Consider the following 12,856-nt stretch of genomic DNA (forward strand, 5'->3'; position numbering starts at 1 on the left):
CCTCAAACGACTGGATTAACCGCTAAATACGTTACCGTTGCCCGCAGCACTGCGTAACACCCATACGCGACCATAATGGTTGTACCATCCCGCGCGGTGTCCGGCATCCGGGCCGATGCCCTGATAGATATCGAAGTGCTGTCCTTTAATCGCGCCGCCGACATCCAGCGCCACCATCAGGCGCAGCTCGTAGTGGCCGTTGAATTTACCGTCGTTATCCAGCAGCGGCACTTCGGCAAGCAGCGTGGTGCCCGGCGGAATAACGCTGCGATCGGAGGCCACCGAGGCCCGGCCGATCAGCGGCACCGCGCTCGCGCCTTTCACTGGCGCAAAGGACTGCGGTTTGAAGAAGACAAAGGACGGATTCTCTTCCAGCAGCTCGCGCACCTCGGATTCACTGTGGGTTTCGCCCCAGTGACGAATCGCCTGCATCGACATATCTTCTTTCTTCACTTCGCCGCGATCGATGAGCACTTTGCCGATACTGCGGTAAGGCCAGCCGTTTTTCCCGGCATAGCTAAAGAAGTTCAGCGGCGAACCGTCACCGAAATCGATATAGCCGCTTCCCTGTACGTCCATGATGAAATTATCCATCAGGGAGTTGCTGTAGGCCAGGACGTAGCTGTCGCTCAGAGCGCCGCCATAGATACCGGCGCGAGATGGCAGCTTGCCGCGTTTTGGCGGCATGCGGTAAATCGGGTACTGGAATTCGCCCTGACGTGTATGGCGCGCTTCAATCACCGGCGTGTAGTAGCCGGTAAACTGGACGTTGCCGTAGTTATCCGCGCCCTGCATCTGCCAGGCATCCAGACCGTACTGTTTCAGCGTGCTGGTATCGCCGCCAGCGCTCAGCCATTGTTGGATAGCGCTATAGACATCGCTCTGGCTGCCATAAAGGCGCGGCGACGCGTTACGAATCTCACTCACCTGCTGTGCGAAATCGCCCGCGTTGATCGGCGCGCCGACGGCATCAGGCTTGTTAACAAGGGAAAAAGGCGAATTGAACGTTCCGTCTTTATACTGCTGACCGCGATCGGTCGGTTTAGAGGAACAGGCGGCCAACATCGTCAGCATAGCGCCTGTTACCAGATATTTTGTCCAACGTCCTTTCATGGTGTCTCATCTTATTACTGACCATTAGTGCGTGATGAAGATAACAAACCCCCAGGGCTATTGAAATGTGATAACGCAACAGGCAGCAAGTTTTGCGTAAAAAAACGACGGAATGGTAGATTTTTATCCACTCGTTTGCAAAATTCACGATTAGGGGTAAAAAAAGGTTGCATCAAAAAGTTAGCAGAGTATAGTGCGCATCCACGGACGCGGGGTGGAGCAGCCTGGTAGCTCGTCGGGCTCATAACCCGAAGGTCGTCGGTTCAAATCCGGCCCCCGCAACCAATTAAAATATGAAGAAAGAATTACTCGATGGAAGAGTAAATGACGGACGCGGGGTGGAGCAGCCTGGTAGCTCGTCGGGCTCATAACCCGAAGGTCGTCGGTTCAAATCCGGCCCCCGCAACCAATCTTCAGTAAAACAATAGACACCCTTACGGGTGTTTTTTTGTTTTCCGCGTCGTCATTCTGCGCCGTACCTTTGTTGGCTTCCTTCATTCACCCCAGTCACGTACTGATGTACGCTCCCGGGGATTCACTCAGCCGCCGCCGCGGTGCAGCTTGACTGACTTGCGGAAATAAAGGGTTATCCCCGCCGGGCCAGCGTCGCCCCATCGGCGAAGTAGGCTTTAATCCCCGCCAGAATCGACTCCGCCACCTCCTGCTGGAATGTTGCGGTCTTAAGCTTACGCTCCTCTTCCACGTTACTGATAAACGCGGTTTCAACCAGGATAGACGGAATATCCGGCGCTTTCAGCACCGCAAAGCCCGCCTGCTCCACTTTATTCTTATGCAGATTGTTCACCCGGCCCAACTTATTCAGCACCGCTTTGCCGAACTTCAGGCTGTCATTGATGGTGAGCGACTGCACCATATCGAACATCGTGTGGTCGACGTAGCGATCTCCGCTCTTGCTGACCCCGCCGATAAGGTCGGAGGCGTTCTGCGTTTCCGCCAGATATTTTGCCGCCGTACTGGTTGCGCCTTTGGTCGATAAGGCGAATACCGATGAACCACTCGGCTGGCGGCTGGTAAAAGCATCGGCGTGAATAGAGACAAACAGGTCTGCGCGCTGCTTCTGCGCTTTCGCCACCCGGACCTTGAGCGGAATAAAAATATCTTCATTACGCGTCATATAGGCCTTCATGTTGCCTTCTTTCTCGATTAACGTCCGCAGGCGGCGCGCTATCTGCAATACCACGTCTTTCTCGCGGGTCTTATATTTGCCGATAGCGCCCGGGTCTTCGCCGCCGTGTCCTGGGTCAAGCATGATGACGATCGGACGATCTCGCCCGGCTTTCCCCGGCTGCGGCCCGCTCTGCGCAGGCGGCACCTGCTTCTCAAGATCGCCCTTGTTGTAATCTTCCAGCAGCGCCAACAGCGGGTCCTGCATCTCGGTCGCAGTGGATGGATAGAGATCCATCACCAGGCGTTCCTTAAACCCGGCCACCGGCGCCAGCGCGAACAGCTGCGGCTTAACATTTTGTTTAAGCTCGAACACCATACGCACGGTTTGCGGATCGAATTGCCCGACGCGGGCGGATTTAATGTACGGATCGTCGCTGCGGATCTGCGCCCCCATGCCTTTTAGCACGGAGTTAAGGTTTACCCCTTCGAGATCCACCACCAGCCGTTCAGGGTTGCTCAGCGCAAACTGTCGGTACTTCAGCAGTTGATTGGACTCCACCGTCACGCGGGTATAGGTCGATGATGGCCAGACGCGCACGGCCACTACCTGGCTGACGGCAGCAATCCCCACCTGACTGACGCTCAATAACCACATTGCGCCCGCCCCCTGCAAAAAACGCCGACGGCTCATTCCTGACTGACTTCCGGACATGCTTCTCCCGAGCAAAAATTTTTAATCGATTATTTAAACGGCTTGTTTGACCGAAAACTTTAACCAAAGCCGTATAACCTGTCATCTATAAAAGGGTAAACATTCCTTAGATCTACGATTTTTGCAAAACCAACTGCAGCCTCCTTTGCAAAATTGTGACTTGCACTCACCGCAAAAACAGAATAAAAATACACTAATTTCGAATAACCATTCACTGAGAGGTCGTACCGTGGTGAAGGAACGTAAAACAGAGCTGGTTGAAGGATTTCGTCACTCAGTTCCCTACATCAACGCCCACCGCGGGAAAACGTTTGTCATCATGCTGGGCGGTGAGGCCATTGAGCATGAGAACTTTTCCAGCATTGTTCATGACATCGGATTACTGCACAGCCTTGGCATACGTCTGGTGCTGGTGTACGGCGCGCGTCCGCAGATTGACGCCAATCTGGCGGAACATCACCACGAACCGGTCTACCACAAGCACACCCGGGTGACCGACGCGAAAACGCTGGATCTGGTCAAGCAGGCCGCCGGAATGCTGCAGCTCGATATCACCGCTCGCCTGTCGATGAGCCTGAACAATACGCCGCTGCAGGGTGCGCATATTAACGTCGTCAGCGGCAACTTTATCATCGCCCAACCGCTCGGCGTTGACGACGGCATTGACTACTGCCACAGCGGGCGTATTCGCCGTATCGATGAAGAGGCTATCCACCGCCAACTCGACAGCGGCGCTATCGTACTGATGGGGCCCGTCGCCGTGTCAGTGACTGGCGAGAGCTTTAACCTGACCTCCGAAGAAATTGCCACGCAGCTTGCCATCAAGCTGAAAGCGGAAAAAATGATCGGTTTTTGCTCGTCGCAAGGGGTGTACAACGAGGAGGGTGACATCGTTTCAGAACTGTTTCCCAACGAGGCGCAGGCCCGGGTGGATGCGCTTGAAGCTGGCGGCGACTACCATTCCGGCACCGTTCGTTTCCTGCGCGGCGCGGTAAAAGCCTGTCGCAGCGGCGTGCGCCGTAGCCACCTGATAAGCTACCAGGAAAACGGCGCGCTGCTGCAGGAACTGTTCTCACGTGACGGCATCGGTACGCAAATCGTCATGGAGAGCGCCGAGCAGATCCGCCGCGCCAACATTAACGATATCGGCGGCATTCTTGAGCTGATCCGCCCGCTGGAGCAACAAGGCATTCTGGTGCGCCGCTCCCGCGAGCAGTTGGAAATGGAAATCGACAAATTCACCATTATCCAGCGCGATAACCTGACCATTGCCTGCGCCGCCCTCTATCCCTTCCCGGAAGAGAGCATCGGTGAAATGGCCTGCGTGGCGGTACATCCTGACTACCGCAGTTCGTCACGCGGTGAGGTGCTGTTACAGCGCATCGCCGTTCAGGCGAAACAGATGGGACTCAGCAAGCTGTTTGTCCTGACCACCCGCAGCATCCACTGGTTCCAGGAGCGGGGCTTTACGCCAGTTGAAGTCGACCTGCTGCCGGAAAGTAAAAAAGAGATGTACAACTATCAGCGTAAGTCCAAAGTGCTGATGGCCGATTTAACCTGATATCCCGCCGTTCCCCTCGGCTGCTGCGAGGGGAATCCTCATCCCATGCGGCCAAACAGCGCCGCCAGCCCGCTGCGGCGCTCGGTACGTACGGTGATAGCCTGCGCCAGCAGTTGTTCATCGGCGTACATCGACAACCGCGCTTTTGCACGGGTGATGGCGGTGTATACCAGCTCGCGCGTCACCAACGGCGTTGGCTGCGCAGGCAGTATCAGCGCCGCATGTTCAAATTCAGAGCCCTGGGACTTATGCACCGTCATCGACCACGCGGTGTCATGTTCCGGCAGGCGGCTCGGCTGAACGGACTTGATGCTGCCGTCCGGCATCGGGAACCATACCCGCAGCCCGTTACCGCGCTCGAGCGCCACGCCAATATCGCCATTGAATAATCCCAGCGCGCTGTCGTTGCGGGCGATCATCACCGGCCGCCCCTCATACCACGGCGAGTACCGAAGCATGGTGATATGCCGTTTTCGCGCCAGCAGTTGCTCAAACTGGGTATTGAGGCCGCTCACGCCATAAGGCCCTTCACGCAGGGCGCACAGCAACTGGTAGCGACCAAACGCCGCCAGAATCGCCTCCGGCTCCGCCTTCGCTTTCAGCAGCTGCAGGTAGTCGTCATAACCTGCCAGCGCGTCTTCAAGCATCGCCTCATACGCCTGCGCTGTGTGCAGGTCGTTAAGGGAGATATCGGCAAACCCGTGACGAAACGCGGCGCGCATCGCCGCGACCTTGCCGCTATTCACCGCTTTCGCCAGTTGGCCAATACCGGAGCTTTCGTCAAAGCGGTAGCTTTTTTGCAACAGGCACAGGCTGTCGCGAAGCAGGCCAGCCTGCTCGCCGTCCCCGACGGGCACGGGCGTTCCGGTCAGACGGCTGAGCTCCAGAGCGCGTTCCCGGGTATAGCCGTCGCTCACCCAGGCGCAGACGTCGCCCAGCACCGCGCCGGCTTCGACGGAGGCCAGTTGATCGCGATCGCCGAGAAAAATAACCCGAGCATGAGACGGCAGCGCGTCAATCAGCCGCGCCATCATCGGCAGGTCAATCATCGAGGCTTCATCGACCACCAGCACATCGAGGTGCAGCGGGTTACCGGCGTGATAGCGCATACGCTGGCTGCCGGGCTGGGCACCAAGCAGACGGTGCAGCGTGCCTGCCTCCGTCGGCAACAGCGCTTTTTGCTGTTCGTTGAGCGGCAGTTTGCGTAGCGCCGCGCCGAGCGACTCGGTCAGACGCGCCGCCGCTTTTCCGGTTGGCGCGGCAAGGCGGATACGGCATCGACGATCGCCGGAAAGACGAATCAGCGCCGCCAGCAGCCTGGCGACGGTGGTGGTCTTGCCCGTTCCCGGGCCGCCGGAAATCACCGAAATGCGCCGGGTCAGCGCCACCGCCGCCGCCACTTTTTGCCAGTCCACGTCCTGGCTTGCCGGAAACAGTTCCGCCAGCACCTGTGCAATTGTCGCCTCATCCGCCAGCGGCAGCGGCTGGGACTGATTGAAAAAGCGGGCGATCGCCTGTTCGTTATGCCACATACGGTTGAGATACAGGCGATCATCGTTGAGCACCATCGGGGCTGGCGTGTCGCCATTGCTTATCGCAGGCGACGCCTGTAGCTGGCGTCGCCGCTCGTCTTCATTTCCAGCCAGCGCAAACAGTTGTGGCCAGAACGCCTGCGATTTCGCGTTACCCCAGGCCTCGGGGTGCAGGCGCGACAACGGCAGGCACACGTGCCCTTCCCCGGCGTCATGGCTGAGCAGCGCGGCGGCCAGCATCACCGCCGGGCTGTCGTTTTGCGCGATTGTCAACGCAAACTGGACGTCGAGCGGGCGCAGTAGCTTAAGCTGTTGCGCCTCCATCAGCAGAGTTTCCAGCGCCATCACGCCACCTCCTCCTGTGTCTGTCCGGCAAACAGCGCGTCGAGACCGTCGACCAGCGCCTGCGAAGGACGGGTGGTAAAAATGCCCTGCCCGCTATCACTGCCGTCCATCCCCCGCAGGAACAGGTAGATGACGCCACCGAAATGACGTTCATAGTCATAGTCCGCCAGGCGGTGTCGCAGATAGCGGTGAAGCGCAAGGCTATAGAGCTGATACTGTAAATCGTAGCGGTGCGACTGCATCGCCTGCTCCATCGCCTGGCGAGTGTAGGCCTCATGGCTCTCACCCAGCCAGTTGGATTTGTAATCCAGCAGGTAGTAACGTCCGTCATGGCGGAATACCAGGTCGATAAAGCCCTTCAGCATGCCGCTGACCCGGCGGAAATCCAGCGGTGGGCAGCCTGCGGACAGCGAATCATGGCGGCGGATCAGCGCATCCAACTGCTGCGGCTCCAGCCGCGATTCAATGGGCAGATAAAATTCCATCTCCACCTGCTTGTCTTTGTTCGTCAGTTGGCTCAGCGAGACGCCTGCGTCAGTAAGCGGCGTGCGCAGGATACCGTTTAACCACTGCGTCAGCACCGGCGTCCACTGTCCGTCGAAGCCGTTACCCACAAGCGCTTCCTGCACCTTGTCAGCGGCAATCGGCAGAGTAAAGTCCAGCGTTTCAAACAGGCTGTGCAGAAAGGTGCCCGGAGAAGCGCCGCGCGGGAACTGATGCGGCGTCAGCACGGGTTCCTCTGCGACTTCCCCTACGCCTGCGGCGTCAACATCCAGCCGCGGCAGCAGATCCTGCGCCACGCTATGGCCTCGCTGCTGCAGGCCGGAATAGCTGGTCACCCGCCAATCGTCGACGATGCGTCGTTGCATATCGCGCGCCTGCAGTTCCGGCAGCGCGTCCGCCAGCGCCTGCCAGCGCTCACCTTCCGGCAATTCCGGGATATGCAGGGCGATATGCTCGTTGCACAGCGCGCGCAGACACTGCTCCAGCCCGGCCGCGTCTTTCGGTTCGCCGTTTTGTACCAGCCTGCCCAACGCGCTCTGGTGCAGATCGGTCTCTGCGGCTTTATCGCTGCGTCGGGAACTGAGCGGCGCTACCCCTAAGCTGCAGTGCCAGATTGCGCGGGTCAGCGCCACATAGAGCAGGCGAAGATCCTCCGCCAGACGCTCAGCTTCCGCGAGTTCAAGGCTCTCCTTACCGTTGTGCAGATCGAGCACGGCGGCAAAAGAGTCCCTGTCGTGGTAGAACGCCTGTTCCTGTTTGCGGTAATGGGCAATAAACGGTAGCCAGACCAGCGAATACTCAAGGCCTTTGGATTTGTGGATAGTGACAATTTGCACCAGGTGCTTATCGCTTTCCAGACGCATCTGCTGGCTGGAAGCGCCATCATCCGGTCCGGCGATTTGCTGTACCAGCCAGCGCACGAGGGCATGTTCACTTTCAAGCTGCCCCGCCGCCTCCTGTAGCAGTTCGCTTAAGTGCAGAATATCGGTCAGGCGGCGCTCGCCGCCCTGGGTCGCCAGCAGATTTTCAGCAATGTGGCTGGCGCTCATCAGCGCGCGTAGCATTGCCATTACGCCTCGCTGCTGCCAAAGCTGGCGATAACCGGCAAACTCCTCAACAACGGCATCCCAGGCCGGTTCGTCACTGTTGAGCGCGTCGAGATCCCGGGCGGTGAGACCGAACATGGCGGTCGCCAGCGCACTGCGAAGCAGGCTCTCCCGCTCCGGCGCCAGCACCGCCTGCAGCACCCACAGCAACTCCTGCGCTTCCGGCGTTTCAAACACGCTGTCGCGGTTAGACAGGTAGACCGACGGGATCGCCAGCGCGTTGAGCGCATCGCGCACCAGCGAAGCCTCAAGACGGTTTCGTACCAGCACGGTAATATCCGACGCCTGCACCGGCCGCGAGGTGTTCCCCCGCCACAGCAGCGCCTCGTTGCGCTGCCCGGCGCTGAGCCAGTCGCGAATCTGCCCGGCGCACAACTGCGCCATAAAGTGCTGATAATCGCCCACGCCGACGCTGTTGCCCGGCATCAACCACAGGCTCATCGCGGGCTGGGTTTCACCCTGTAACTCAAAGCGTAAATCATGGTTTTTGGCGGCCGCGTTGACCGGCAAAAACGGAATTTCACGGAACATAAACGGGTTTTCGGACAGACCGAACAACGTATTGACGCTCTGTACCACGCCCGGCGCCGAACGCCAGTTGGTGTCCAGCGTGTAGTGAGCGGCAACGTCGCCCCTGGCGCGCATGTAGGTGAAAATATCGGCGCCGCGAAAGGCGTAAATGGCCTGCTTCGGATCGCCAATCAACAGCAGCGCCGTCTCCGACTGCTGGCGCCAGATGCGGTGGAAAATACGATACTGCTGCGGATCGGTGTCCTGGAATTCGTCGATCATCGCCACAGGAAAACGGCTGCGGATGGCGCTGGCTAGCGCGTCGCCATTTTCGCCCTGCAACGCCTTATCCAGACGGCTGAGCATATCGTCAAAGCCAAGCTCGCCGCGACGCTGTTTCTCGCGCGCCACCGCATCGCGAATTTCGACCATCGCCTGAGAAATGACCAGGTCGTTAAGCGACGGCGGCGCCGCCAGCAGCGCCTCAACGGCGTCAAACAGTGGATGGACGGGCGCTATGCCGCCCGCTTTGGTTCGCTCATACAAAAACGACTGCGAAAACTTCTCCAGCGCCTCCGGCAACTGATAACCGGTATTTTCATCACCGGCCCACTCGCTGATTTTTTCAACCCATTTACCCTGGTTGCCGCGATTGAACTTACGCCGGTCGATGTCCGAATTTTCAAGGATGGCGACAATGTCATCGACGCTCGCCTGCCACTGCTGTTTGAACGCCGCAATCTGCGCCATATTCTGCTGATGTCGAGACGCCAGCGTCTCCTGCGCCATAGGGGTTTTAAGCTGTGGAGCCTCGCCCTGCAAATAGCGATCGATAGCGCTGAGCAGCGCCTGCGGTCCCTTCCAGTTAGCGTGAATAATCTGCGCAATATCGCGCGGCAGCGGATAGCAATGCCGACGCCAGAAATCGGCGCAGGCCTGAAAGCGCAGTCGGGATTCATCCTCAATCAGTTGCTGTTCAAAAAGCATACCGGATTCAAAGGCGTTAAGGCTCAGCATGCGCTGACAAAAACCATGGATGGTAAAAACGGCGGCTTCATCCATCAGCCGTTCGGCCAGCAGCAACGTTTGCGCCGCCTGCTGTTTATCGGGGATTTCCGCCAGCAGGCTGGCGTAAAGCGGGTTGTCGGTGCTGTCGCGAAGGCAGGCTATCCGCAGTTCATGAATATTGCTGCGAATACGCCCGCGCAGCTCTTCGGTCGCCGCTTCGGTAAAGGTCACCACCAGCAGCTCTTCGACATTGACCTGGCGGGGAAAGGCGGCATCGCCGCCCAGGCCCAGCAACAGCCGCAGGTAGAGTGCGGCGATGGTATAGGTTTTTCCGGTGCCCGCAGAGGCTTCAATCAGGCGCTCGCCGGTTAGCGGCAAGCGCAGGGGATTTAAGGTCTCGGCGGTTTCGGTCATTCGTTCTCTCTCATCAGCGGCATGGATTGCTGCAACGCGCTGACGCTTTCCCAGACCTTCCAGCCCTGCGGGTGAACATACTCTGTTTTCCCGTTCTGGCTACCGGAGACCTGAGAGAGGATCGCCATGCCCTGCGGCTCCACCACCGTCTGATGGAAGAAATCGGCAAGCTTTTGCGGCGTCAGCAGTTTAATCTGAGCCACTACTTTATCACGTGAATCAAAGCGCATATTACCGCGATCGAAATCTTTGCTTAACTGCGAGGCCTCTTCACTGAGCGTTTGCGGCGGCTGCAACATTTGCGTAATGACCGCCTGCTGGATCTGCGCGAACTCCTCCGGCTTCATCGCCCGCAGCTTTGCTTCGGCCGTCGGGAAGAAGGCTTTAAAGCGCTCCCAAAGGTAACCCGGCTGCTTATTGCTGCTTTGCAGCAAGAAACCCATTCCCCACTGGCGTCCCACGCTCATCGGGAAGGCAAATACCGCGTAGCCAAGCTGCTCCTCCGTACGTAACTGAGTATAGAACCACGGCTGAACAATCTGCCCCAGCAGGCTGCTGGCGGCCAGACTGCTGTATTCGTCCACGTTCGGCGGCGCGAATACGGCGGCCAGCGCGGAATCGCTGGTGTTACCTGCCTTCTCAAAGATGACGGACTGCTTTTTATCCACCACCACGCTCTGATTGCGACACCACTGCGTACCATTGGCGCCGAGCTGTTTTTGCACCTGTCGCGCCAGCGAGGTCGACTGTTCGGCGGTCATATTCCCCACCACCAGAAACTCCGGCCGCGCCCCCGCTTTCAGCGTATCCCGCCACGCAAGCACATCATTGAGGGTAATGGACGGCAGAATCGCCCGGCGCTCCTCGCGTTGAAAATAGGGCACCTGCGACAACATCTGTACCGGCATGATCGCCTGATCGAACGCTTTGCCTTTATCGGCGGAGTCCAGCATCTGGGTATACCAGGACTTCGCCTGCGCCAGTTGCTCGTCCGTCGGCTGATAGCTGAAGTACCCTTGCAACAGCGCGTCGAACAGCTGCGGCAGACGCTGGGTATAACCGCTGGCGTTCACCATCAGGCCGTTATTCGCCCCGGTGGAGAAGCTGATGCCGCCCACTGCCGCCTGATTGCTGAGCTGGTCGAGCGCAATCCCGGCCAGGTAATCATTAAGCGCAAACAGCACCTGATTGCGCGCGCTGTCCATGGCATGAGGATTGCGCAGCACCATCGTGACGTCGGCTTTCGGCTCGCTGGCGAAATAGCGGCTGGGGGTATACACCACGCGCAGTTGTGGCTCATCGACAATAAGCTCAGGACGGTCAGGCACCTTATCCGCTTTAATCAGCGTGAAATCATCCGGGATATAGGGGTTCAGCGTCGGCAGTTGCAGCGCAATCGCACTGGCCTTCTGCTGCCAGTCGGCAAAGGTCTGCTCGCTTATTTTATCGACCTGATACGGCGCCTCGACAAAATAAGCCGTCTTGTTATGCGGCTCTTTCGGGCTGATGTACCAGATACGGGCGTTTTGCGGCGTCATCATCGCCAGACGTGCTTTCACCGCCTGCGCGTCATACTGGTCGGCAATATTCACCGCATCAAGGGTGTGCTCCACCGGCACGCGAATCATGGTATCCGCCAGCCATTCGACATAGTCCATATCGCGATTAATGGACGGATAGCGGAAATCAAGATCCAGCACGTGCGCCAACTCATCGAAATAACGCTTATCGATACCCTTTTCGCGCAGCAGGTTAAGGTAGCTGAAAATCGCCGCAACCACCTGGTCACGGTTCGCCAGACCTTTATCGGTCAGGGTTGCTGAGATGGCCAGCACACCGCTGTTGCCGTTGACCACCGGATCGGAGTCGGCGCGAATACCTTCCGCCAGCCCCTGCTTTTGCAGCCAGTCAGAGAGCGTACCCGGGCTGCGGTTGCCAATCATATAGGTCACCAGCTCATCGGTTTTGCTGCGAAACTGCGCGGTGTTGTTATCAATGCGAAACTCGACGCGTACCACCTTGCGCGGCAAAGCGGGCACATAGTGGATGAGGATGCCTTTCTGTGCATCGGTCACGACCGGTACGTCTATCTGCGGACGGGCGATATTCTTGTCCGGTACCCGCCCCCAGGTGCGTACCGCAATTTGCGCCAACTCAGGCAGCGGTTTATTGCTGTAGATAACCGCTTTCATCAGGTTGGCGGAATAGTACTTATCGCGGAAGGCGAGCAGGGAATCCAACACCGGGCTGCCGGGTTTGTCGCTCAGCGTGTCCAGGTTGCCCCCGGAGAAGCGGGACGCCGGGTGCGCAGGGTTAATGGTTTCCGCGCTCACCTGCGCCATACGCATACCGTCACGGCTGCGGGCCATCGTCAGCTCGGCATTTACGGCGTTGCGTTCGCGATCGGCATATTTTTTATCCAGCAGCGGCTCGGCTATCGCATCGGCAAGACGGTCTACCGCCCCTTCCAGCGCATCATTTTCCACTTCCAGATAAAACGCCGTACGGTAAGGCGCCGTGCTGGCATTATGGCTGCCGCCGTGCATCTTCAGGTATTCGGCCAGGCTGTCAGGCTGCGGGTACTTCTTTGAGCCCATCAGGGTCATATGCTCAAGATAGTGCGCAAGGCCAGGGTGGACGTCAGGATCCTCCAGCGACCCCACCGGTACGACCAGCGCCGACAGGGATTTTACGGCCTGAGCATCGGACACAAGCAATACCACCATGCCGTTATCAAGCGTAATAGCCTGATACTGACGCGGATCTTTCTCGCTTTTACGGATGGTTTCCTGAACCGGTTTCCATCCATCCTCTGCCTGACTTAAAGGTGCCCAAAGGGCAAAGATCGCTACGAAAACAAGATTTAACCAGGTGCTGCGGGGCATTCACGGACCTCATCATTAACAAACTTCTCTGCGTTCTG

General features: G+C 58.3%; 6 protein-coding genes and 2 tRNA genes. 3 read left to right on the forward strand and 5 right to left on the reverse strand.

The genetic code is table 11. The features are described 5' to 3' along the window. Positions 1 to 15: 15 nt before the first annotated feature. Positions 16 to 1,113, reverse strand: coding sequence for a murein transglycosylase A (gene mltA, locus JO226_RS00910; RefSeq protein ID WP_293478245.1), 1,098 nt, complete (start codon positions 1,111 to 1,113; stop codon positions 16 to 18). Positions 1,114 to 1,321: 208 nt separating this feature from the next. On the opposite strand from mltA, the gene JO226_RS00915 reads away from it, so the two are divergent. Continuing rightward, positions 1,322 to 1,398: transfer RNA gene (locus tag JO226_RS00915), tRNA-Met, on the forward strand. A 47-nt stretch (positions 1,399 to 1,445) separates the two neighbouring features. Continuing rightward, positions 1,446 to 1,522: transfer RNA gene (locus JO226_RS00920), tRNA-Met, on the forward strand. Positions 1,523 to 1,699: 177 nt separating this feature from the next. Here the strand turns inward: JO226_RS00920 and amiC are convergent. Further along, positions 1,700 to 2,953: an N-acetylmuramoyl-L-alanine amidase AmiC gene (amiC, locus tag JO226_RS00925; RefSeq protein ID WP_293478247.1), complete on the reverse strand. Its 1,254-nt coding sequence runs from the start codon at positions 2,951 to 2,953 to the stop codon at positions 1,700 to 1,702. 229 nt (positions 2,954 to 3,182) lie between these two features. On the opposite strand from amiC, the gene argA reads away from it, so the two are divergent. Further along, positions 3,183 to 4,514, forward strand: a complete 1,332-nt coding sequence (gene argA / locus JO226_RS00930; RefSeq protein ID WP_293478249.1) for an amino-acid N-acetyltransferase — start codon at positions 3,183 to 3,185, stop codon at positions 4,512 to 4,514. Between the two features lie 38 nt (positions 4,515 to 4,552). Here the strand turns inward: argA and recD are convergent, their stop codons facing one another. The 3 genes from recD to ptrA are packed head-to-tail and all read right to left on the reverse strand — an operon-like array spanning position 4,553 to position 12,818. Beyond that, entirely contained in the window at positions 4,553 to 6,391 is a 1,839-nt protein-coding gene (gene recD / locus JO226_RS00935) for an exodeoxyribonuclease V subunit alpha (protein WP_293478251.1), read from the reverse strand. Further along, on the reverse strand, positions 6,391 to 9,933 hold the full coding sequence (gene recB, locus JO226_RS00940; RefSeq protein WP_293478253.1) for an exodeoxyribonuclease V subunit beta: 3,543 nt from the start codon (positions 9,931 to 9,933) through the stop codon (positions 6,391 to 6,393). The genes recD and recB overlap by 1 nt, the downstream gene beginning before the upstream one ends. After that, a complete protein-coding gene (gene ptrA, locus JO226_RS00945) occupies positions 9,930 to 12,818 on the reverse strand; it encodes a pitrilysin (RefSeq protein WP_293478255.1) in 2,889 nt (962 codons plus the stop codon). Before ptrA ends, recB begins: the two co-directional genes overlap by 4 nt. Positions 12,819 to 12,856 lie beyond the last annotated feature (38 nt).

Origin of the sequence: Pluralibacter sp., assembly GCF_019237635.1 — a bacterium.
In the GTDB taxonomy this organism is placed as follows: domain Bacteria; phylum Pseudomonadota; class Gammaproteobacteria; order Enterobacterales; family Enterobacteriaceae; genus Enterobacter_B.